This is a genomic window from Rudanella paleaurantiibacter (assembly GCF_009184635.1).
In the GTDB taxonomy this organism is placed as follows: Bacteria; Bacteroidota; Bacteroidia; order Cytophagales; family Spirosomataceae; genus Rudanella; species Rudanella paleaurantiibacter.
This window is the reverse complement of record NZ_WELI01000003.1, coordinates 474,413-498,556: the sequence shown is the minus strand read 5'-3', so window position 1 is coordinate 498,556 and position 24,144 is coordinate 474,413. Positions and strand designations below refer to the sequence as shown.

Genomic DNA, 24,144 nt, shown 5'->3' with positions numbered 1-24,144 from the left:
TTTATGTTGTTTGCGGTATAGTTATTCTTTGTTTTGTACAATACTAAAAACGGTTGAATGAATAAGGATCTAAAGACCAATGATTTATTTTCTGTTTAATGTTTTGGTCTAAACGTTAACAAAATTGAAGCTGGTTATTTTGTAAGTAGTTCATTGTGATTGAACTATACGTAGTTAAGGTTTACGCTGCCGGGCTGGAAAGGGGCTAAAAAAAGTCCCCACCAGCCAGGGCTGATGGGGACAGAAAGGAGCTGTTCGTTCAGAACGTCTTACGGGTTCTGAACCGCCAGTTTATTTACGTTCAGTTCGGTTTGCGGCAGAGGCCAGATGTAAACCGATGCCGTAGTGGGTACGGCTTGAATCCGGGGAGCACTTTGCACACCGCCTTTTTCGGGCAGGGGCTGATTGGTCCGCAGCAGGTCGTTTGAACGCATGCCTTCGCCAAGGAACTCAATCCGGCGCTCGGTCAGGATGGCGCTAACCAGGCCTGCCGAATTAGCCAGACCCGCAGCCGTGTAAGCGCCCGTTGGGTTTGAGCGCGTCCGAACGGCGTTGAGCAGGGCCAAACCTTGCTCATCCACCGCCGAGGTGTTGAGCCGGGCGCGAGCCTCAGCCGCATTGAGCAGTACTTCCGAGTAGCGGATTACCGGAGCCCAGTCGGTATGCACCGGACCAGTCGGGAATTTGAACAGACGGTTACGCTGTGCCCCGCTGATGAGGTCACCCGAGAAATCCGACTTCACGAAGTTCCGGCGGGCGTCGGCCGTTGCGAAGGCCGTCGTGTTGCTGATAATCCCGTTCGGGTTGAGGCTATAATCACCAATACCCGTGAGCGGCACGTAATAGCTGTGCAAGCCATTCTGCGTGCCGGGCAGGTCGTTGCTGCTGAACGGCATCGAGAAAATCGACTCGGTCGTGGTGTAGTTGCTGAACACCGTCCGCACATCGGCCTGAAGCTGATGGGCTACCCCCGTGCTGGCACGGTAAGGTGCTGCCGTCGACACAATCTTGTTCGCTTCCGTTACCACGTTGGCCCACTGACCCATAGCCAGATAAACGCGGGTTTTGAGCGCAATAGCCGTGTTTTTGTGCGCACGGGTAGTATTCAGGGTTGCGCTGGCGTAGTTGGCGGGCAGGTTCTGCTCGGCAAAGTTGAGATCGTCCAGAATCTGCTTGTATACCTCGGCAACGGTGGCACGGGCAAGGTCATTGCCCCCCGAGCCTACTTCGCCTTTGATGCGCAGGGGCAAGCCCGGCGAGGCACCGTTATCTTTCGTATAGGGTTGAGCAAACAGCTGCACCATCTGGTGGTACGTCAGCGCCCGCAGCAGCCGGGCTTCGCCCCGGTACTGGTTGGCCAGTGTCTGGTCAATGACGGTTGGGTTTGCGTCCAGACCCGCCAGGAACAAGTTTGCCCGGTTGATGGCGAGGTAAGCCGCGTTCCAGAGGTTGGTGGGTTCGTTGGAACCCGAGTTCTGGGTGTGGTTCCAGGCCGAGAGGGCCGTCACACCGTTGTTAGTTACGTTCAGAAACTCTTCGCCCCGTACGTCGACGTACACCTGATAGCGACCACCCATAAACTGACCCGACTTCACGCTGGCGTACAGGCCGTTGACCTGAGCCAATACCCGGTCGGGCGTGCTGAACGCTTCTACGTCGGCCAGCGACGTGAGCGGGGTTGGGTTCAAAAACGTTTCCTGATCACAGGCAGTCAGGCTTGTTCCGAGTACGGCGGTTACGAGTGCCGTACGGAGCATCCCGCGCCGTGAGACTATGTATTTATCTGAAAAAAGCATACGTGTCTTACTAAGTGTTTGAGAAGTGAAGAATTAGAACGTCAGTCCTAAACCAAGGGTGTACGTACGGGCCTGTGGCGTCGAGTTCCGGTCAACACCCGGTGCGACGTTCGTGTCGCGGTTGGTCGAAATCTCGGGGTCAGCACCACTGTACTTCGTGATCACGAAGGCGTTTTGTACTTGTCCGTACAAACGGAGGGAGTTGATGTTGGCTTTCCGCAGCAGGTTGTTACGGAATGTGTAGGCCAACAGGATGTTCCGGCCCCGGATGAAATCACCTTTCTCTACGTTCTCAGAAATGGGGTTAGCCGAACCGTTCGAAATGTTGTCGTTCAGAACCGGCCGTGGGATGTTGGTAATGTCGCCCGGCTGCTTCCAGTGGTTTAGTACATCGGTATGGTTGTTCCACGGACGCTGATCGCGCAGACCGGCCTTGGTACCATTGTAGATGTAGTTACCACCTGAATATTGCAGGAAGATGCTCAGGTCGAGGTTACCGTACTTAAATGTGTTGTCGAAACCGCCGTAGTACTTAGGCAGGGCGTTGCCAATCACGACCCGGTCGGTACCCTGGATAGCCGGAGCTACCGCACCATCCGACACGTAGGTCCAACGCTGTGCCGGAGCGGCAGCGTGGTCGTACTGAACTTCACGGCCAGCCGCATTGATGAAAATTCGCCGACCGTTGGCAGGGTTCACCCCGTTGGTACGGATGGCAAAGATGCTACCAGCCGACTGACCTACCCGGATGATGTTTGAGCTTTCCAGACCACCCGTTGAGCCGAAGATATCCGCATTGTTGTTAGCCAGCGCCAATACTTCGTTGTTCAGGGTAGTGAGGTTAAACGAGGTAGTCCAGTTGAATTTACCACGCGTGTACGTGTTGGCTGTCAGGGTCAGTTCGAGACCCCGGTTCACCATCGAACCTACGTTGGTGGCGATGCTGTTGCCCGGAATACCGCGTGAGGGTGCCTGTGGCTCGTTCAGTACGAGGTCGTCGAGCTGCTTGTTGAAGTACGTCAACTCACCCGTGATACGGTCGTTGAACAGACCAAACGCGACACCAAAGTCGGTGTTGGTGCTGATCTCCCAGCGCAGGGCAGGGTTGCCGGCTTGAGCAAAGGCAAACGTAGGCACCGTACCGTACAGACCTGAGTTGAACAGGCTGAGCGATGCAAAGTTGCCAATACCCGTGTTACCTACACGGCCCCAGCTGGCCCGCAGCTTAAACTCGTTCACAACACGACCCAGAGCTGAGTTTTTCCAGAAGTCTTCTTCTGATATGCGCCAGCCAGCCGATGCACCGGGGAAGTTACCCCACTTGTTGTCTACTGAGTAGGCCGAGAAACCGTCACGACGCAGCGTGAACGAGAACAGGTACCGCTTGTCGAAGTCGTAGTTCAAACGACCGTAGTACGACAACAGGGCGTTTTCGGTCTGCAAGCCCGGAGGAGGGTTGTTGGTAGTAAAGTTACCCTGGTAGCTGGTGAAGAAGGGGTCAGAAAGGCCCTGACGCGTACCACCCCAGATGTTGAACATCTGCTTCTGTGATTCGGTACCAACGATGGTCTGGAAGTTGTTTTTGCCAAAGTTGAAATCGTATGTCAGGTAATTTTGCCAGTTCCACTGCTTGATGTTCGAGTAGATGTTAGTCGCCTGACCACCTACCGTACCAGCTTCGCCATGTACGCTGTTGCGGAAGTCAATATCTTCGACCGTAGTCTGATCCAGACCGTATGAGGTGCGGAACACCAGACCGGGCAGCAGGAACACGTCGGCAAACACGTTACCAATAAGGTGGTTGTTTTCTGACGTAAACTTGCTCAGTTCGAGGTCGGGCAGGGGGTTGTAATAACCACCGGGGCCGATCAGGTTCTTACCCAAACCAAGGTTGTTGGCAGCCCGGTTGATGTTGTATGAGCCGTCGGGGTTGCGCGGAGCCACGTTCGGAGCCAGTACCAGCGGCAAACGGCCCAAACCACCCGTGCTGAACGCACCGGTTGTACCCGTGTTGGGCGACTGGTTGAAGCTGTTGGCGAGGCTGATGTTAGCACCTACCCGAACAGCTTTGTTCAGCTGATGCGAGATATTCATACGGCCCGTAAACCGGCTGAAATCGTTTTTCTGAATCATCCCCTGCTGCTTGGTGTAGCCAACCGAGAATGCATACCGTGTGTCTTTGTTACCACCATTTACGTTCAGGTTGTGGTTCTGACCATAGCCGGTGCGGTAAATCAGATCGTACCAGTCGGTGTCGGCAATCGACCCGTCGGGGTTCGTGGTTGGGAAGAACTGATCGGGCAGACCGGCGTTGCGGGCAGCCAGGTTCTTATAGTCCATGAACTGCTGCGCATTGAGCATGTTGAAGAGCCGGAAGGGCTGCGTAGCGCCCAGCCAGCTGTCGTAGCTTACCTGCGCACGGCCTTCTTTACCTTTCTTGGTCGTAATCAGGATAACCCCGGCGGCAGCCCGCGAACCGTAGATAGCGGTGGCCGAAGCATCTTTCAAAATGTCGAGTGACTCAATATCGTTCGGGTTAATATCACCCAGCGGGTTGTTTACCGTGAAACCACCCTGCGATACGTTGCCCGAGTTGATGGGCAAACCATCCACCACAATCAGGGGCGACGAAGAACCGCTGATCGACGATACGCCCCGTACCCGGATTACCGGTGCGTTGTTCAAAACCCCGTTGGGCGTTGTGATGCTCACACCAGCCGCCCGACCTTGCAGGGCCTGATCGAAGCTTTGAACCGGCTTGTCGCTGATTGATTTTCCGTCAACCGTGGCAATGGCACCCGTAATCGTTTTCTTGCTTTGCGTACCGTAACCCACTACCACGACTTCGTTCAGCACGGAGGCATCGGATGCGAGGCTGAGGTTGACGGTTGTGCGATTGCCCACGGCAACCTCCTGCGTTTTGTAGCCAATAAAGCTGAAAACAAGCTGTGCATTGGCGGGGGCGTTGAGCCGGTAGTTACCCGAGGCATCGGTGGTAGTTCCGCGGGTAGTACCTTTTACTTGTACACTCACGCCGGGCAGGGCGGAGCCGTCGTCTGATGAAGTTACGCGACCACTAACCGCTATATCCTGCGCCAAAACGGGCAGGCACAATAGCCATAGCAGTACGACATTAAATAAAGATTTAAGCATAGAAGTGAGGTAGTAGAATTGTTTGAAAAAGTAATTTAATGAGCCGCTAAATTAGTCAATCGGGTGAATTAGCCGAAAGAAATTTTGAATTATTCATTAAATTCAGATTAGGTTACAATTGTACGTATAGGGGTTTTCTTGCCCTAAAAGAAGGGTTGAAATCGTTAAAAACCCCTTTTTGGGGTTACCTCACGGCGTTATAATTTGACCTGCTTGTGGGTGGTCGAAATGCGTCTAAAAGGTTACGGAACCGCCGGGATAGGCAACCTGAGTCCGGTTGACTTGGCAAAGCCGCCCGTCTGTTTTAACTTGTGCGGTAACTTTTTACTATTTCCTATGAAACACGTTGTACACGTGACCGGCCTTACGTTGGGGTTACTGGCTGGCTCGGCGTTTTTTTTACAAAGCGAAGCCCAGTCGGGTGCTGCGCTCAAATCCCGGATTGATAAGCAGGCCGAAAGCCTGGAGCAAAAAGTGGTGGCCTGGCGTCGGGAGTTTCACCAGAACCCTGAGTTAGGCAATCGGGAGTTTCAGACCTCGGCCAAGGTGGCTGCTCACCTCAAGTCGCTCGGTATGGATGTACAGGTAAATGTGGCCAAGACCGGGGTGGTGGGTATTCTGAAGGGCGGTAAGCCCGGCCCCGTGGTGGCCCTACGAGCCGATATGGACGGCTTACCCGTGACGGAGCGCGTTGACCTGCCGTTTAAATCGCAGGTGATGACGGAATATAACGGTCAGAAAACAGGCGTTATGCACGCCTGTGGGCACGATACCCACGTAGCCATGCTCATGGGGGCTGCCGAGGCTCTGGCATCGGTTCGGGCCGATCTGCCCGGTACGGTGAAGTTCATTTTCCAGCCAGCCGAAGAGGGCGCACCGGCCGGTGAAGAGGGGGGCGCTGAACTGATGGTGAAAGAAGGGGTACTCAACAACCCGAAGGTCGATGCCATTTTTGGGCTGCATATCAACTCCCTTACCGAAGTCGGAACAATCAAGTACCGGCCCGGTGCTACCATGGCCGCTGTAGACCAGTACGCGATCAAAATCAAGGGTCGCCAAACCCACGGAGCCTCGCCCTGGTCGGGTGTCGACCCAATTGTGACGGCTGCTCAGGTGGTTATGGGCTTGCAAACGATTGTGAGCCGCAACGTAACCCTGACCGACAATGCCGCTGTGGTTACCGTAGGAGCTTTGCACGGAGGGATTCGGCAGAATATCATTCCCGAAGAGGCCAACATGATCGGAACGATCCGGACGTTTAGCCCCGAAGCGCAGCAGCTGGTGCACCGGCGCATCAACGAAATTGCGACGAACATCGCTGAGAGCGCCGGAGCCAAAGCCGATGTGAAAATCGACATTATGTACCCGGTTACCTATAATGACCCCAAACTGACTGAGCAGATGGTGCCTACGCTCGAAACGTTGGCGGGTAAAAATAAGGTGGTGATTACCCCGGCTCAGACGGGTGCCGAAGACTTCTCGTTCTACCAGCAGAAGGTACCGGGTTTCTTCTACTTCTTGGGTGGTATGCCCAAAGGCAAAAAAATTGAAGAGGTAGCTGCTCACCACACGCCCGACTTTTTCATTGACGAAAGTGCGTTTGTGTTGGGTATGAAATCGCTCTGTCACCTGACGGTTGATTACATGGAGCAGGCCAAAAAAGGGGCGAAGTAAGAGATTGGGTTGAGTAATAAAAGAAGATAGAGGATGACCACTGGCAGGGTGTAGAGCTGAAACCCTGCCAGTGGTCGAAGACCCTGGCAGTGGTTTTGGCAATACTCTCAGCCGTAGTTTTGAGATTTTCTGCCAGACACACCAACAGCATCCCCAAAGTCTGAAAAGAGATTTGGGCGCATCGGCCAGTGTTCAAACGCGTATAGTACGATAAGTGCCTCTAAAGGACGAAAATAAAAAACGGGAAGCCAAGCAATTTGGCTTCCCGTTTCTGTTTACTAAAATATAAATCGCTTTGCTTACCGGAAAATTGCCGTGGGGGCAAACAGGTCCGGTGTCGGGCGCGGGGCGCTACTGTTGGCGTTGATTTCGGCCTGTGAGTACAGGAATCGGCGCGGAATCTGATTGCCTACGTTGGCCGGGATTCGGAGGGCGTTGCCTGTCCGGCGGATGTCGTTAAAGGCTTCAATCTGTCCATAGAGCGTAATGTAGCGCTCCTCCAGAATTTCGAGCAGAAGCGCCTGTTCGGCCGAGCGCAGACCGGCCCGGTTCTCAATACCGCCTGACTGGAAATCGGCCAGCACGTAGGGCGCGTACCGAATCCCCGCGCCTAACCAGCCTTCGGGAATAAAGCCGCCTGTGTTGTAGAACGAGCGCAGCAGGTTCAGGTCAGCCAGGGCGGCTTCGGTTTGCCCCAGACGCGCCTTGCTTTCGGCCAGAATCAGCTGGTTTTCTTCAAACGTCACGAGCGGGAATGGCGCATCGGCCGCAAAAAATCCATCCTCGCTGCCGTCGGCGGCTACGCCCCAGCTAAAGCCAGTTTCGCGGGCCGAGAGTACGTTGGGTTCTACCGAGAACGTGTTCAGACCTTGCTGATAGTACCAGTTGAGCCGCGCGGCTTCATTGGTTTTGCTGTTGTTGCGCGTCAGGCGGTCGCCCGGATCAAGAAGTTTTACAGCATAGGCCCCTTCGGCTGTCATGTAGCCCGCCCGGTCGTAGGTCAGAAACGAGTAGTACAGGTTGTACGTTTTCTGGTACTCATTGTCGTGATAGCCAAACAAATTCAGGCCCGGATTCTTGATCCCGTTGTTCGCAAAATTGATGGCCTGCTGATACTGACCCTGATGCAGGAAAAATTTGGCCTTGAGGGTATTGGCCGCCGAAATCCAGAACGTACGGCCCCCGCCAAACATATAGTCGCCCGTGAGTGAGCCCTGCCCGGTGCCGAGGTCGGCAATGGCTTCGGTAAGCAGCGTTTGTGCAGCCGCATACACCGCCGTTTGGTTATCGTACGTCGGGTTGGGAAACTGAGCCAGGTTCGAGGCTTGTGAGAACGGTACATCACCCCAGAGGGCGGCCGTCATCCCGATGGTGTGCGCTTCGATAATCTTGGCGACTCCCTGCACACTGCGGTTACCGGCGGCTTGTCCTTTCTGGCGGAGCAGGCGGGTGTTTTTAATGACGCCCGCGTAGATATTCCCCCAGGCCCCGTCGAAGTCGGCCGAAACCGTATTGTAGTTTTGCAGGGCTACATACTGCCGGTCGGAGCCGGTAAAGTACCCTGACCACATACCAGCCAGGCGGGCCAGCTCGCCCTCCATCACGCCCTGATAGTTTACCTCCGTAGCCGTGAGCAGGGCCGGAATTGGCGCATCGACCGGCGCCGTCGGGTCTATTTCGTCTATTTTATCGACATAGCTCTCGCACGACGCCAGCCAAAAGCCGACGGTCAGAATGGTGAGCGTTTTCTTCCAGAAATGCATATAGTAAGAAGTTTTCAGTGTACTGTTTCCTGTTTTCAGTTCGTGTCAAACAACCCTAAACTGAATACTGAATACTGTAAACTTTATTAGTAGTTGATCCGAACCGTAAACAGCACTGAGCGGGTAGCCGGGTTGTTGAAGTACTCCAGACCCCGACCATTGCTCGTTCCCGTCAGGTTGGTTTCGGGATCATTGCCAACAAAGGGCGAGATAATGAGCAGGTTACGGCCCGTTACCGAAAAGTCGACTGACGACAGGCGCGTTTTCTGCCGGAAACCGGGTGTCTTGAGCGAGTACGAGAGCGTTACCTCACGCAGACGCTGCCAGTCGGCTTTCTCAATAAACTGGCTCGATACCGGCCCGAATCCACCCCCAAGATCTTTGTACCACGACTCGGTCAGGGCCACTGGGCCACCCCCAAAGTCAACGATATTACCCCGGAAGGTTGTACCCGCCCGAATAATGCCGTTTGCATCGCCGTACTGATCGTTGTCGGTGTTGTACACCCGCAGATCCTGCGTAGCTGTCACCTCGTTGGCCGACCGGTCAGACCGGCCGAAGTAGTCGAGAATTCCGCGTGTACCGCCCCAGATCTGACCACCTACCTGCATATCCCACAGCACATACAACGACAGCCCTTTGTAAGCGAAGGTGTTGCCAATGCCCAGTTTGAAGTCGGGGTTAGGGTCGCCAATGACGCTTTCCTGCGGAGACGCCTGCGGGAAGCCGCGCTCCAGAATCAGGTTGCCGCTACCATCGCGGAGGAAATCACCGCCCCACAGTACGCCCAGCGGATAGCCTTCAACGGCCCGCGACGAAGTGCCGGCAAAACCCGCCAGGAACAGCGAAGTAGTACCACTGAGGGAGTTGACCTTGTTGCGGAGCCGGGTAAAGTTGGCGTTCATGTTCCAGGTGAATCCATCGCCCTGCAAAATGTTGGCCCCGAGGTCAAGCTCGATACCCTTGTTGCTGATCTCGGCGGCATTGCCCGTGCGGCTGGTAAAGCCCGTCGACGGGGCCGTAGCCACCGACAGAATGGCGGCTTGGGTCGTATTCTGGAAGTACGTAGCACTCAGGGAGAACCGGTCGCGGAGGAAACGCAGATCGACCCCGCCCTCAAATTCGCGCTTCCGCTCGGGCTGAATGGCCGGGTTGCCCAGTACTGAACTTTGCTGATAGCCCCCGTTGCCGTAGGCCAGCGCGTCGAGGAAAGGCCCCCAGCTCTCGCCAATGCCGCCCGGTCCGTAGTACGTAACGGTATTGTACGGCCCAGGCTGCACACCCACTTCGCCGTACGACAGGCGCACCTTACCAAACGACAGCGTTTGGCTGTCTTTCAGAGTCGGTAGAGCTTCGGTAAACTGGAAAGCCACGTCGGCGGCTGGGTAAAAGAATGTCCGGGTCGTATTCTTACCAAACGTCGATGCCGATTCGCCCCGGCCCGTCAGGTTCAGAAACAGGTAATCGCGGTAGCCAAGGTTGGCCGTAGCATAGAGGGCTGCCGTGCGCTGCTGCGAGAAACCGTAGCCGGGGTCTTTGTTGGTCGGCTGCGCGTTCGAGATGTCCGACGGTGGCGGATTGTCGCCCAGAATAAATGAACGGGCAAAGCCTGAGTTATTTTTGAACACCCGATTGTTCAGGTTCATACCCACAATGGCGTTCAGGTTCAGGTCGTTGTTGATCTGATACCGGGCATTACCGAATACCTGCACGTCGGTCTGAGTTTCCGAAACCGAGTTGAGCGAGAGCAAACCACCGGGGTTCGACGAGGCCAGTGTGGGCCAGAAATCCCGACGGCTGTCGGTGAATGAGTCGATACCAACCCGTGACACCACGTCGAGCCATTTGAACGGGCTCAGGGTCAGCTCCAGCTTACCAATGTACCGGTCAACCTCCGAGGTACTGCGCACGTTTTTCTGCGTCCAGATCGGGTTGTCGTACGTAGATCGGGTGCTCGAACCGAGTGGGTTCCGGTAAGCGCGCTGGCGATTGGCAAAAATCTCGCCGTTGGGGGCGTAGTAGGTGCCTACTTCGGGCAGTACGTTAAAGTCGGCGGGCGTCCGCAAGCCACCCAGGTACAAGCCCGACAGGTTGGAGCCCTGCTGCACCCGGTCGGAGGTGGTTTTGGTAAAGCCGAATGTGGCCGAGGTTTTAATAAACGAGTTGAACCGGCGCTCGGTGTTTACCCGGGCGGTTGTTCGGCGGTAGTCGCTGTTATGTTTAATGACACCCTGCTGATTCAGGTCGCCGAGGCTGATGTAAAAGTTGCCGTTCGGGTCGCCACCGCTCAGGCTAACCGTGTTGTCGGTGAAGTAGCCCGTTTTGAAGAATGTGTCGCGGAAATCGTACACATCGCGTGAGTTTTTACCCCCGTGTGGGTTGGCTGCGTTGCCGTCTGGAATCCGGTACAGGCGGGTGCCGTCGGCAGCCTCGAAATAGCCTGCGTAACCCGGTGCCGTTGGGCTCGTGATTTGCGCATCGGCTGCCCCCGAACGGTCGGCAATGCGATCACCCCACGATAAACCACCCGACGGGACAAATTGGTAAATACCGAAGATACCGCTGCCAAATTTGTTCTGGAGGGGCTGGGTACGGTACACCTGATCGAGCGAAAGGGTCGATTTGAAATTGACGTTGATCTTGCCCTGCCCGGCCGAGCCACGCTTGGTAGTAATCACGATCACCCCGTTGGCGGCCCGTGTGCCCCAGATGGCGGCCGCACTGGCCCCCTTCAGAATCTCGACCGATGCGATGTCTTCGGGGTTGATGTCGTTCAGACGCGACTGCTGCGCTACACCCTCGGTGCTGTTGCCCAACGTCGAGTTGTTGATCGGAATACCGTCGAGTACAATCAGGGGTTGCAGGCTGCCCGATATGGTGCTTTGCCCGCGAATCTGAATGTACGAGCCCGCGCCGGGGTCGCCCGACGACCGCACAATCTGCACACCCGATGCCTTGCCCGACAGGCCGTTGATGAGCGTGGCCTCACCCGATTGGGCTACGGCCGTACCTTTCACCTGCGAGGCCGCCGAGCCAAACTGATCGCGGCTTTGTTCAAGACCTAGGGCGGTTACCACCACTTCGCCCAGTTGCCGCACATCGGGCTTGAGCTGGGCGTTGATGGTAGCCCGGTTACCTACCTGAATGTCGAGGTTTTCGTACCCCACAAACGAAACCTGTAACGTCGCGTTGGCAGGTACATTGTTCAGGGTAAAACGGCCGTCGGCCGCGGTGGTTGTACCATTTTGGGAACCCTTTACCAGCACATTGACGCCGGGCAGGGGCGAGCCATCTTCTGTCGACGTGATGACGCCGGTTACCGTTCTGCTTTGGGCAAAAACCGATAAACTAATCAGCCAACAGAGCACCAGACTCAGCAGTAGTTTTTCTCTCATACGTTACGCGCGTTTGTAAAATTCTTTGATTACAAGAATAGGTTAAAAATTGGTGAAACAGAAAATGAACTAGACAAATTGAAGGCGGACATCGACAGATGCCTATTTACGTATTGGTAAACGGGTTTCGGCCCAAATAAGATTTGTTTTTACCGGATTTTGCCCCTGTTTTTTTTAGCGCCCTTATTCGGGGGCCCGGTTTCGAACGATGCGCCGAACCAGTGCAGGCCAGAATCGGGCGAGGTAAATGCCCAGTGTTTCAATGCCGCCTACGTACACTTCGTCGCGACCGCGGGCCACGGCCTGGCAAATCTGACGGGCACACTCGGCCGGGTCCATACCCTTGTCCTGATTGGCATCCATGCGGGCGTGTTTCTGGCCCTGTGCATCGAGTGCGTGCAGCGAAATCGGGGTTCGGATATAGCCGGGGCATATGGTTGTGACGCGCAAACCGGCCTCGGCGATTTCGGCCCGGAGCGCGTCGAAAAAACCGTGCAACGCGTGCTTGCTCGCGCAGTACCCCGACCGTTGTTTGGTGCCAATTTTACCGGCTACGCTGCTGGTGACCACAAAATGACCCTGCCCCCGGCGTAGCATATGCGGCAGTACGGCCTGCGTGAGGGCCACCACCCCGAAATAGTTCAGTTCCATCAGTTGTCGGTACACAGGGAGCTGGGTTTCGGCAACACTGCCCCGCTGGGTGATGCCGGCGTTCTGAAACACGTAATCAATCTGACCGAAATGGTCCAGCACGGTTTGCACATGCCCGGCCATGCCGCTCAGATCGGTCATGTCGAGCGGTAGCACCAATACGTGGGTAGGGGGGAGGTTGGTTGCGTTGGCAACGCGCCGGAGTTCGTCTTCGCGCCGGGCCGAGAGTACCAGACGCGCCCCTCGGCGGGCCAGTTCAAGCGCCAGAGCCTCTCCAATACCCGAAGAGGCTCCCGTAATCCAGACGACTTTATTGTTCATGGGCCGTAAAGTGAGTAGTTGTGCCGATGTATCACGGGTCGGTGTATCGACCGTGACTCAACATACAACATCTTCTGCACACTACAACGCCCAGTGCAGTGTGGAGCCCGTTTCGGTCACGGTGAGGGTGGCGGGTAGGCCCATCGGCAGGGTCCAGTTGGGGGTGTCGTGCCCGGAGGGCAGGCCGTAGCAAACCGGAAAGTCGTACCCGGCAACGGCCTGGGCAATGATTTCGTCGGGCGAGAGACCAAACGGCAACGATAGACTGGTGACCATATCGGTAAACTGCCCCACTACCAGACCCGCCAGCCCGGCCAGTCGCCCCGAACGACGTAGGTGGTGCATCATCCGGTCGAGGGAGAAAAGCGTTTCGTCGATGTCTTCGATGAACAGGATCTTGCCCGTATAGTCGAGGTCGGTAGGGGTGCCAAGTGAATTAATAAGCAGGGTCAGGTTGCCGCCTACCACCGGGGCCGTGGTTTGCCCGGCCCGGTTGAGCGGGTGCGGAGGCAGTTGGTACGGCGTGTGCTGTTCACCAAAGAGCCATTGCCGCAGGTTTTCGACCGATTCGCCCGTCGTGTCTTTGGCAAACCCACGGGGCATAATACCGTGCAGACAGGCCACACCATGCCCCACCAGCAAGCTAAGTAGCACGGTAATGTCGCTGAAACCCACCAGCCATTTCGGGTGCTGGAGCAGCCCTGTCAGGTCGAGCGAGTCGGCAATGCGGTATGATCCGTAGCCGCCCCGTGCCGCCAGCACTGCCCGTACGTCGGGGTTGTCGAACAGGTGTTGCAGGTCGCGTCGGCGCAGGTCGTCGGAACCCGCAAAGGGGCCACTACGGGCCTTAAGGCTCTCGCCCTCAATCACGTTGAGCTGCCATTGGTCGCGCAGAATAGCCAGCCCCGGCTGGAGGTCCTGATAATCAAAATGACTGGCCGGAGCCACCACACCGACCGTATCGCCGGGCTTCAGAAAGGGGGGGATTATCATCGAATCAGCGTTAGGGGGCTTTTTTGCGCGTTGGCGTGCCGGGTTTGGCGTATTGTTTTGCCGGCTACATGGACAAAGGTAGTCGGAATCGTACTTTTACGTGAAACAGAAAACACACAATGCGGACCATTCTGATTTTGTTTGCCCACCCGGCTTTGGAAAAGTCGCAGGTGAACAGGGCATTATTGCGGGCAACAGAGGGCTTGCCCTTTGTGACGGTCAACGACTTGTACGAAGTGTATCCAGACTTTGAGATTGATGTCGACCGGGAGCAGGCTTTGCTGTTGGCGCACGATTATGTACTGATGCAGCACCCGTTTTATTGGTACAGTGCTCCGCCCATTATTAAGCAGTGGGAGGATCTGGTGCTGGAGCACGGCTGGGCGTATGGCCGCACGGGCAAGGCTCTGGCGGGCAAAAACATGATGAATGTGATCACAACGGGCGGCCAGCAAACGGCCTATCAGCCCACTGGCTTCAATCGGTTCTCGATTCGGGAGTTTTTGCGGCCTTTCGAGCAAACGGCGGTGCTTTGCAACATGACCTACCTGCCTCCGTTTGTGGTTCATGGCACGCACCGAATCACCCCCGAACAAACCGACAGCTACGTGGAATACTATCGAGCGTTGCTCACGGGGCTGGGCGAGGGGCGTATCCAACCCGACCAGCTTACCGCATTCACCTATACAAACGAATACCTAATCCCCTTCCCAATTGTATGAGCCAATCTGTACTTATTCAGGCCGTTGTGTACCTGGCTGCTGCCGTTGTGTGTGTGCCCATAGCCAAGCGGCTGGGCCTGGGCTCGGTGCTGGGCTATTTGCTGGCGGGGGTACTGATCGGCCCCGCCGGACTGGAGTTGATCGGCACGGAGGGGCAGGATGTAATGCACTACGCGGAGTTCGGTGTGGTGATCATGCTGTTTCTGATTGGCCTCGAACTCGAACCCGAACTCCTCTGGCGCATGCGTACGGCTATTCTGGGGCTGGGTGGCTTTCAGGTGCTGCTCACTATGTTGGGCGGTATGGGGCTGGCCATGCTGGCGGGGCTGGCCTGGCAGCCGGCTCTGGCAACCGGAATGATTCTGGCTATGTCGTCTACGGCTATTGTGTTGCAGATGCTCAAAGAAAAGGGGCTGACTGAGAGCAGTGCAGGGCGGAGTGCGTTTGCGGTACTGCTGTTTCAGGACATCGCCGTGATTCCGATTCTGGCGGTGATGCCCCTGTTGCAAATATACCCAATAGTGGCTACCGGTGCCGAGGGGCATCATAGTCTTGTGGAGCACTTGCCGGGCCTGCTGCGTGTGTTGGTCGTGGTGGGTTCAGTGGGGGGCGTGGTGGCTTTGGGGCGTTTCGGAATGCGGCCCATTTTTCGGGTTATTGCCGGTACGGGCCTGCGCGAAGTGTTTATTGCTACGGCCCTGTTGCTCGTGGTTGGGGTGGCCTTGCTCATGGAGCTGGTGGGCCTGAGCCCAGCCTTGGGCGCGTTTGTGGCCGGGGTAGTGCTGGCCAACAGCGAGTACAAACGAGAACTTGAAAGCGACATCGACCCGTTTCGGGGGCTGTTGCTGGGTTTGTTTTTTATTGCGGTGGGTACCTCTATCGACATCGCCCTGATTGCGGCCAACGTAGGGGTGGTGATGGGAATCGTACTGACCATCATGGTACTCAAGGCCGCCGTTTTATGGGGGCTGGGAGGGCGGTTTAAGCTGGGTACCGATCAGAACCTGATTTTTTCGCTCGCGCTGTGTCAGGTGGGCGAGTTTGCCTTTGTACTCCTGTCGTTTGCGCAACAGAACGGTATTCTGGCGACTGATACCGTGGGGCTGCTAACGGCTTCGGTTGCGTTGACTATGGCCCTGACGCCCGTACTGATGCTGGTGAATGAACGATGGCTGCTGCCCCGTCTGGGTACCCGCGACAAACCGGGCCGTACGGAGGACGCCGTTGAGGAAAAGAACCCGGTTATTATTGCGGGCTTTGGCCCGTTTGGTAATACAGTAGGGCGGTTTTTACGGGCCAACAACGTGGGCACAACGGTATTGGATATGGATTCAGACCGGGTAGACCTGCTTCGTAAAATTGGCCTGAAAGTGTATTACGGCGATGCCTCCCGCTACGACCTCCTGCGGGCCGCCGGGGCCGACGATGCCAGGCTTATTGTGGTAGCCCTGGACACCACCGAACAATCCGTCGAACTGGTCGAAACGGTGCGTAAACATTTTCCGCACCTTCAGATTCTGGCCCGTGCTATGGATTGGTCTGATGCCTACGAGCTTGTGGATGCTCAGGTGCCGCATACCCGCGTTTACCGCGAAACGCTGGACACCTCTGTACGGATGGGGGTTGACGTGCTCCGCGAACTGGGCGTTCGGGCGTACCATGCACAACGGGCCGCGCACCTGTTTATCAAGCAGGACCTGACCCATCTGGATGAATTGGCGCGGGTGCGGCACGATGAAAAGCTGTACTTCAACACTACGCGTCGGCAACTCCGCGAAATTGAGCAACTGATGGAGTTTAACGAGAAAAACCGCTGGCTAAAAGAGATCAACGACGGTTGGGATACCGAAACGTTGCGGGCCGAGGTGAAAAGTATCAAATAAACACAACGTCGTCGATCACGCTCGTGCCCATATCTTCGTTGATGCGGGCCACCATTTTGTGTTTGGCATTGACCAGCTCATTCCGAAGCGGGGCCGAGGTGATTTCGATGTACAGGATACGCTCTTTCACGTACAGCCGGGTTGTACGCGAGGCAATCGTTGACCCCATCATTTTGGCCCAGAACGCTTCCAGATACGTCTCGTTGAAGCGCGACTGTAACTGGTAGTGTTTCAGCAGGCGGTTGATCGCTTCCTTCACGGTGGTGGTGCCGGGGTTGCGAATGGCGTTGTCTCGGTTGTAGCGGTAACTATCGTTCATACGGGTAAGTGAGCCGTTCGGGCGGGCCGTTGAGCAAAATTACACAACCGCAACAAGGAATAGGTGCGTCTACCCGCTTCGATCTGAATTCTAACCGCCCTTTCTTCGCTGTTTATCCGTTTGGGTTTAATGCGTTAAAGGCTGAAACCACTTTTGGTACGGTGAAAACGTTTCCCTGCCCGACCTGCTCGGTGCAGACAACAAGCCCCACCGGGCGATTGGCAGAAATTACGGGTTGCTGTTGCGCCCAACCGATTTAGGCTTTATACTTGCACCATCAAGTCAAACACCGCGCCACTAACTCCGGCGCTAGCGGGCTCGCCCGCATGGTTGATTTATACAGAAGCGAGGAGAGACCAGGCTCTACGAATCGCTGGCAACCTACCCACTCCGGCAAGGTGCTAATTCCTGCCCACGGCAAGGCGCTGATGGGAAATATAAGTTACTAATGGATAATGAATACCAATTGATGACTCAGGCATTGTAAGGTCGTTGCGACCCGTTGAGGCATTCGTTGTACATTATACATTCAACAGTATCTATTCACAAACGCATGGCAAAACCCTTGCACTTCGACACCCTGCAACTGCACGCAGGCCAGGAGGTAGACCCCACCACCAACTCACGGGCGGTACCCATCTACCAAACCACTTCGTACACCTTCAACGACTCTGCGCACGGAGCCGACCTGTTTGCCCTGAAGGCGTTCGGGAACATCTACACCCGGATCATGAACCCCACCACGGATGTGTTCGAGAAGCGAGTTGCGGCTCTGGAAGGGGGCGTGGCTGCTTTGGCGGTGGCTTCGGGGCAGGCGGCTCAGTTTATCGCACTGAGCAACCTCCTCAACGCGGGCGATAATTTTGTGTCGTCGCCGTTTCTCTACGGAGGCACGTACAATCAGTTCAAGGTGTCGTTTAAGCGGCTGGGTATTGAGGCCCGGTTTGCCAAGAGTGACCGCGCCGAAGACCTGGCCGCGCAGATTGACGAGAACACCAAAGCCATTTACATCGAAACCATTGGTAATCCGGGTTTTAACATCCCCGATTTCGACGCGATTGCCGAGGTTGCCAAACAACATGACCTGCCCCTGATTGTCGACAACACCTTCGGCGCGGGTGGGTATCTGTTCCGGCCTATTGAACACGGTGCGGCTGTGGTGGTTGAGTCAGCTACGAAGTGGATTGGCGGCCACGGCACCAGCATTGGCGGGGTCATTGTCGACAGTGGCAACTACAACTGGGGCAATGGTAAGTTTCCGCAGTTTAGCCAGCCCTCGCCGGGGTATCATGGCATGGTGTTCAGTGATGTTTTTGGCGTGGGTGGTCCGTTTGGCAATATCCAGTTCATTATTCGGGCTCGGGTAGAGGGCCTGCGCGACTGGGGCCCGGCTATCAGCCCGTTCAACTCGTTCATGCTCTTGCAGGGCGTCGAAACGCTGTCGTTGCGGGTCGACCGGACGGTACAAAATGCGCTGGCTCTGGCGCAGTGGCTCGAAGGGCATGAGCAGGTTGAGTACATCAACTATCCCGGTTTGCCGAGCAGCGCGTATCACGAGCTGGCCAAGAAATACCTGAAGCGGGGCTTCGGGGGCGTGTTTACGTTCAAGGTGAAAGGAGGCAAAGAAGCCGCCGACCGCTTTGTGAACAGCCTCAAAATGGTGAGCCACCTGGCCAACGTGGGCGATTCAAAAACGCTCATCATTCATCCGGCAACCACCACGCACCAGCAGTTGAGCGAGCATGAGCAAGCGAGTGCGGGTGTTGAGCCCGGTCTGCTGCGGGTATCGGTAGGTACTGAGCATATCGACGATATTAAAGCTGATTTTGAGCAAGCTTTTGCTTCCTTGTAATAGTAGTAGGCAGTGGCAGTAGGCAGTAGCAGTAAGTGGTTGGCAGAAAAGCTACCACTGCCTACTGCCGCTGCTGACTGCTACTGCCCACTGCCACTGCTGACTGCTTACTTTTCTGTCTCTTGAATTATTTCGACTATAAATATTCGTTTCCGCTCGAAGCCGGGGCTACACTACCGGGCTTTCGACTGGCCTATACTACGTTTGGAACACTTAATGAGGAGCGTTCCAACGTGATCTGGATATGCCATGCCCTGACGGGTAATGCCGACCCGACCGATTGGTGGAACGGCATGGTAGGGCCGGGCCGTTACTACGATCCGGCGCAGTGGTTTGTGGTGTGTGCCAATATTCTGGGTTCCTGTTACGGGTCGACGGGGCCGCTTTCCATCAACCCCGAAACCGACGAACCCTTTTACCACGATTTTCCGGCTATTACGATTCGCGACATCGTCAATACGCTCGATTTGCTTCGGCAGGAGCTGGGCATCGACCGGATTCACACCTGTCTGGGTGGTTCGGTTGGGGGGCAGCAGGCGGTAGAGTGGGGTATTTTGAAGCCGGGCCTGATCGAAAACCTGATTCTGATTGCGACTAATGCGGTGCATTCGCCCTGGGGAATTGCCTTCAACGAATCGCAACGTATGGCTATTGAGGCCGACCCAACCTGGACCGAACGCCGACCTGATGCGGGAGCCGTTGGTATGAAAGCGGCCCGCTCTATTGCGCTGCTCTCGTACCGCAACTACGATACCTACGGGTTCACCCAGGCACTCGACAATAACGAACAATTGGATAACTACAAGGCGGCTGGTTATCAGCGGTATCAGGGCGAAAAGCTCGTGTCTCGTTTCAACGCCTTTACGTACTGGACCCTCTCAAAAGTGATGGATTCGCACAACGTGGGGCGTAATCGGGGGAGTATTCTGAAAGCCCTGGAGCAGATCAAAGCCCGCACGCTGGTCGTTGGTATCCGGTCTGATGTGTTGTTCCCGCCCGCCGAACAGCAGTTTCTGGCCCGACATATTCCCAATGCTGTTTACGAAGAAATCGACTCGCTATACGGGCACGACGGTTTCCTGATCGAGTTTCGGCCACTGACGCAGATAATCCGGAAGTGGATGGGAGCCGAGAAAATAGGGGAGAAGGTGCTGACAACTTAAATTACTCGTCGACACTCCGTTGCAGCATCAGGCTGCCGATTAGTAAGATCAACCCGATCTGAAGGGCGGTCAGAATAAGAATATAGCGGGTTTTCTGGCGGGCCTGCTCGAGAACATCCTCGCCCACGGTCAGTTGGAGCGTAGCCAGTTTATTGAGCGAATTGAGCATTTGCCCAAACGTATCGAGTAACGTTTGGGAATACACATCGGCCGTTTGGGTCGGTGTGCGGTTCAAGACGCCAGCCTCGGCCTTATTGTAGTCGGCCAATTGCTGCTGAAATAAGCGAAGTTGCCCCGCTTCTTCAGTGGTTAGCTTCGTTTTGGTGTAATCGGTAATAAGCGAATCGACCCGTTGGTTATCCACCTTGACCCGTTCCTGAAGGGCCGCTGCTGCGGGGCCTTCCGTTGGCGGATTTTTTTCGAGTAGCATTCGCTTCCGATAAACGGCCGATGTCAGATTCACCACTAAAGCAGTGGGAACCAGGCGGTCTTCGTAAATTGATGTGGTCATCTCCTGAATATCGACCAGGGCGCGCCGACACAGGAAAACACTGACCAAAATAAGGCCCAGGAAGCTGGCAAAGAGTATAATATCCCGTAATGTGGTGGGCCGAGACTTCATGTCGAATAAGGCTGATGGATAGGTGAAATAGGCGAAATGTAGGCATTCAGAACGGGAAGAAAAAAGAAAAGTTGTAGTCTTTACCCGGATCGTTCTATTCGAAGAGCCTGAATGAAGGGCTATTTCCGCACTCGATGTCTAAAATTCGGCCGTACTTAGGTACAGTAAGGTGCTGAACTTTTTCCTGAAAATATTTCCTTTTCCAAAGATTCTTTTGTTGGATGATATTTTTTGCAAATTTTCAACAAACTTGCCATCTGTTTGGAAAAATAAAGAGCTAGAGGCCGAATGAGTGAAAGAGTGATAAAAAAACTCACCTCTCTTTGTTCGTCAACCTGCGCGCTCTTTCCCTCTTTATACGTTTTCACTCCTGCGCTATGAAGGATTACATCCGCCCGATTAACCGCCTGCTTGTTGCCAACCGGGGCGAAATCGCCATCCGCATCATGCGGGCCGCTACCGAGTTGGGAATTACCACTGTTGCGGTGTACACCTACGAAGACCGCTACTCGCTCCATCGGTATAAAGCCGATGAAGCGTATCAGATTGGTCGTGATGAAGACCCCCTCAAACCCTACCTGGACGTAGAGGGGATCATAGCGCTGGCGAAACATAAAAAAATTGAGGCCATTCACCCCGGCTATGGCTTCCTGTCCGAAAACGTAACGCTCGCCCGGCGGTGCCGCGAGGAGGGTATCGTATTCGTAGGCCCATCGCCCGAAGCGATGGAAGCTCTTGGCGACAAGGTGCGGGCCAAGAACCTGGCTACCTCCGCCGATGTGCCTCTGATTCCCGATTCGCGCGAGGAAAACATGTCGCCGGAGCGGGCTATGGAGGAGGCCCTGCGAATTGGCTTCCCGATTATGGTGAAGGCGGCTGCCGGTGGGGGCGGGCGCGGAATGCGCGTGGTGCGTAACGAGGAAGACTTCGAAAAAGCCTTTACCGAAGCTAAAAACGAAGCCCGGAACGCCTTTGGCGATGACACGATCTTCCTCGAAAAATTCATTGAAGACCCCAAACACATTGAAGTACAGCTGCTGGGCGATACGCACGGTAGCCTGATTCACCTCTACGAGCGTGATTGCTCGGTACAACGGCGCTTTCAGAAGGTGGTTGAAATGGCCCCTTCGTTTGGCTTGCGGCAGGAAACCCGCAACAAGCTGTACGAATACGCGCTCAAAATTGGTCGGGCTGTCAACTACTCCAATGCTGGAACGGTCGAGTTCCTGGTCGATAAGCACGAGAATATCTACTTCATCGAGGTGAACCCCCGGATTCAGGTGGAGCACACTATTACCGAAGAAGTAACGGGTATCGACCTCGTCAGGACGCAGTTGCTCGTCGCGATGGGCTACAAGTTGTCGGACAACGGGATCTACATCAACCATCAGGACGAAGTACCCCTCAACGGCTACGCTATTCAGTGCCGCATCACGACCGAAGACCCCGCTAATGGCTTTAAACCCGATTTCGGAACCATTATCGCCTACCGCAACGCGGCTGGCTTCGGTATCCGTCTGGACGAAGGCAGCAGCTACCCCGGCGTAAAAATCTCTCCCTATTTCGACTCCATGATTGTGAAGGTCTCCTCGCGGGGCCGGACGCTCAAAGGGGCCGTACAGCGCTTGCAGCGGGCGTTGATGGAATTCCGAATCCGGGGCGTGAAAACGAACATTCCGTTTTTGCAGAACGTGATTGCCCACCCGATTTTCCAGCGGGGCGAAGCACGGGTGTCGTTCATTGAAAGCCATCCCGAACTGTTTAACCTGCGTATTCCCGGCGACCGCTCTACGCGGGCTTTGAAATACCTGGCCGAGGTGATTGTCAACGGAAATCCGGAGGTTAAAAAAGTCGATAAAACAAAAGTATTCCGTACGCCGATTGTGCCGGTGTATGACCAATACGGGGCGTACCCAAAAGGCAACCGCGACCGGTTAAATGAACTGGGTCGGGAAGGGTTTGTGAATTGGCTCAAAGAACAAAAGCCTGTCCTCTACACCGATACGACCTTCCGCGACGGCCACCAATCGTTGCTGGCTACCCGCGTACGGACGCAGGATATGCTGAAAGTGGCCGAAGGGTTCGCTAAAAACCACCCGGAGCTATTCTCGATGGAAGTGTGGGGTGGGGCTACGTTCGACGTGACCATGCGATTCCTGCACGAGAACCCCTGGAAGCGGCTCGAAGCCTTCCGCGAGGCCATGCCGAATATGCTGCTCCAAATGCTGTTCCGGGGCTCCAACGCTGTGGGTTACTCGGCTTACCCCGACAACCTGATTGAGAAGTTCGTGGAGAAATCATGGGAAACGGGTATCGACGTATTCCGGATTTTCGACTCGCTCAACTGGGTGGAAGCCATGAAGGTGAGTATTCGCGCGGTTCGCGAGCGTACCAACGCCCTGGCCGAAGCCGCCATTTGCTATACCGGGGATATGCTCAACCCCGATCGAAGTCATAAGTATAATCTTCAGTACTACCTGGACCTGGCCCGTCAGCTCGAAGACGAAGGCGCGCATATTCTGTGTATCAAGGATATGGCGGGTTTGCTCAAGCCGTTGGCCGCGCAGGTGCTGGTGAGCGAACTGAAAAAGGCAGTCAGTATTCCGGTTCACCTGCACACTCACGACACGGCGGGTATTCAGGCGGCTACCTACCTGACCGCCATCGACGCGGGCGTCGACGTGGTCGACTGTGCTTTAGGGGCACTTTCGGGCCTGACCTCGCAGCCGAACTTTAACTCGGTGGTGGCCATGATGCAGGGCCATGAGCGCGAATGCCCCATCAATCTGGGTTCGCTCAATGCCTATTCCAACTATTGGGAGGATGTGCGCGAGTACTACTATCCGTTTGAATCAGGCATGAAGGCCGGTAATGCAGAGGTGTACGAAAACGAGATTCCCGGTGGTCAGTACTCTAACCTGAAACCGCAGGCCATTGCTACGGGGCTGGGCGATAAGTTTGAGGTGCTGAAGAAGAACTACGTGGTGGTGAATCAGTTGTTTGGCGATATTGTGAAGGTGACGCCTTCGTCGAAAGTAGTAGGCGATATGGCAATTTTCATGACGGCCAATAACCTGACCGCCAAAGATGTACTGGAACGGGGTGAGTCGCTGGCATTCCCCGAATCGGTGAAGGAGTTGATGAAAGGGTTGCTGGGGCAAGCGCCCGGTGGTTTCCCCGAAGATATTCAGAAGGCCGTTCTGAAAGGGGAGGAGCCGCTGACGGGTCGCCCGAATGAGCATCTGGCCCCCATCAATTTTGATACTGACTTTGACGCGTTTGGGCAGAAATACCCCCGCAACGAAGGCTTCACAGACTACCTCTCGTACCAAATGTACCCGAAGGTGTACGACGAGTATTACAAGGCTCGTCAGGAGTACGGCGATGTGAGTATCATTCCGACCCCCGCTTTCCTCTACGGCCTGAAAGAAAACGAGGAAATTCTGATTCAGATTGGCGAGGGTAAGAATATTCTGGTTCGATTGCTGTTCAAATCAGAGCCCGACGAGTTGGGTATGCGGACCATCACATTTGAGCTGAATGGTCAAAGCCGTCAGGTAAAAGTGCGCGACAAATCGTTGAAGGTTGATAAAGCGCAGAATGCCAAGGTGAGCAAGCCCGGCGATGTGGGAGCTCCGTTGCAGGGCCGCCTGACACGGATTCTGGTGAAACCCGGCGACGTGGTGAAGAAGAATCAGCCCCTGTTTGTAATCGAGGCCATGAAGATGGAGAGTATTGTATCGGCCTCCAGCGCGGGTACGGTGAAGCAGGTTGTGTTGAAAGAAAATACAACCGTGGAGCAGGACGATTGGGTGCTGGAATTAGCATAACCATAAA

Annotated in this window: 14 protein-coding genes and 1 riboswitch; of the genes, 6 read left to right on the top strand and 8 right to left on the bottom strand. The window is 55.3% G+C overall.

The features are described 5' to 3' along the window. Window positions 1–269: 269 nt before the first annotated feature. Window positions 270–1,796 carry a RagB/SusD family nutrient uptake outer membrane protein gene (locus F5984_RS10740; protein WP_152124247.1) on the bottom strand — a complete coding sequence of 509 codons (1,527 nt, stop codon included), beginning with the start codon at window positions 1,794–1,796 and terminating at the stop codon, window positions 270–272. 33 nt (window positions 1,797–1,829) lie between these two features. After that, entirely contained in the window at window positions 1,830–4,949 is a 3,120-nt protein-coding gene (locus tag F5984_RS10735) for a SusC/RagA family TonB-linked outer membrane protein (RefSeq protein ID WP_152124246.1), read from the bottom strand. A gap of 336 nt (window positions 4,950–5,285) precedes the next feature. Between F5984_RS10735 and F5984_RS10730 the strand changes: the two genes are divergently transcribed. Next, a complete protein-coding gene (locus tag F5984_RS10730) occupies window positions 5,286–6,623 on the top strand; it encodes an amidohydrolase (protein WP_152124245.1) in 1,338 nt (445 codons plus the stop codon). A gap of 299 nt (window positions 6,624–6,922) precedes the next feature. Here the strand turns inward: F5984_RS10730 and F5984_RS10725 are convergent, their stop codons facing one another. The 4 genes from F5984_RS10725 to F5984_RS10710 form a co-directional block, all read right to left on the bottom strand. After that, complete coding sequence (locus F5984_RS10725) at window positions 6,923–8,386, bottom strand: SusD/RagB family nutrient-binding outer membrane lipoprotein (protein WP_152124244.1); 1,464 nt, start codon at window positions 8,384–8,386, stop codon at window positions 6,923–6,925. 86 nt (window positions 8,387–8,472) lie between these two features. Next, complete coding sequence (locus tag F5984_RS10720) at window positions 8,473–11,781, bottom strand: SusC/RagA family TonB-linked outer membrane protein (RefSeq protein ID WP_152124243.1); 3,309 nt, start codon at window positions 11,779–11,781, stop codon at window positions 8,473–8,475. Window positions 11,782–11,964: 183 nt separating this feature from the next. After that, complete coding sequence (locus tag F5984_RS10715) at window positions 11,965–12,753, bottom strand: SDR family oxidoreductase (RefSeq protein WP_152124242.1); 789 nt, start codon at window positions 12,751–12,753, stop codon at window positions 11,965–11,967. 81 nt (window positions 12,754–12,834) lie between these two features. Beyond that, window positions 12,835–13,746 carry a S66 peptidase family protein gene (locus F5984_RS10710; protein ID WP_152124241.1) on the bottom strand — a complete coding sequence of 304 codons (912 nt, stop codon included), beginning with the start codon at window positions 13,744–13,746 and terminating at the stop codon, window positions 12,835–12,837. Window positions 13,747–13,865: 119 nt separating this feature from the next. Here F5984_RS10710 and kefF point away from each other — a divergent pair, with 119 nt between their 5' ends. After that, on the top strand, window positions 13,866–14,468 hold the full coding sequence (gene kefF, locus F5984_RS10705) for a glutathione-regulated potassium-efflux system oxidoreductase KefF (RefSeq protein ID WP_152124240.1): 603 nt from the start codon (window positions 13,866–13,868) through the stop codon (window positions 14,466–14,468). Beyond that, complete coding sequence (locus tag F5984_RS10700; protein ID WP_152124239.1) at window positions 14,465–16,351, top strand: monovalent cation:proton antiporter-2 (CPA2) family protein; 1,887 nt, start codon at window positions 14,465–14,467, stop codon at window positions 16,349–16,351. Before kefF ends, F5984_RS10700 begins: the two co-directional genes overlap by 4 nt. On the opposite strand, the gene F5984_RS10695 is transcribed toward F5984_RS10700, so the two are convergent. After that, the gene (locus F5984_RS10695; RefSeq protein WP_019990319.1) at window positions 16,344–16,670 is read right to left on the bottom strand and encodes a DUF721 domain-containing protein; all 327 of its coding nucleotides are present in this window, start codon (window positions 16,668–16,670) and stop codon (window positions 16,344–16,346) included. The two genes, F5984_RS10700 and F5984_RS10695, sit on opposite strands and share 8 nt — an antisense overlap. A 332-nt stretch (window positions 16,671–17,002) precedes the next feature. Further along, a riboswitch (SAM riboswitch) is annotated at window positions 17,003–17,114 on the top strand. A 109-nt stretch (window positions 17,115–17,223) separates the two neighbouring features. Here F5984_RS10695 and F5984_RS10690 point away from each other — a divergent pair. Both F5984_RS10690 and F5984_RS10685 read left to right on the top strand, forming a co-directional pair. Next, on the top strand, window positions 17,224–18,522 hold the full coding sequence (locus F5984_RS10690; protein ID WP_152124238.1) for an O-acetylhomoserine aminocarboxypropyltransferase/cysteine synthase family protein: 1,299 nt from the start codon (window positions 17,224–17,226) through the stop codon (window positions 18,520–18,522). 122 nt (window positions 18,523–18,644) lie between these two features. Continuing rightward, window positions 18,645–19,685: a homoserine O-acetyltransferase family protein gene (locus F5984_RS10685; RefSeq protein ID WP_152124237.1), complete on the top strand. Its 1,041-nt coding sequence runs from the start codon at window positions 18,645–18,647 to the stop codon at window positions 19,683–19,685. 1 nt (window position 19,686) lies between these two features. Here F5984_RS10685 and F5984_RS10680 read toward each other — a convergent pair whose 3' ends face one another. Next, window positions 19,687–20,307 carry an MCP four helix bundle domain-containing protein gene (locus F5984_RS10680; RefSeq protein ID WP_152124236.1) on the bottom strand — a complete coding sequence of 207 codons (621 nt, stop codon included), beginning with the start codon at window positions 20,305–20,307 and terminating at the stop codon, window positions 19,687–19,689. Window positions 20,308–20,684: 377 nt separating this feature from the next. On the opposite strand from F5984_RS10680, the gene F5984_RS10675 reads away from it, so the two are divergent. Continuing rightward, window positions 20,685–24,137, top strand: a complete 3,453-nt coding sequence (locus F5984_RS10675) for a pyruvate carboxylase (RefSeq protein WP_152124235.1) — start codon at window positions 20,685–20,687, stop codon at window positions 24,135–24,137. Window positions 24,138–24,144 lie beyond the last annotated feature (7 nt).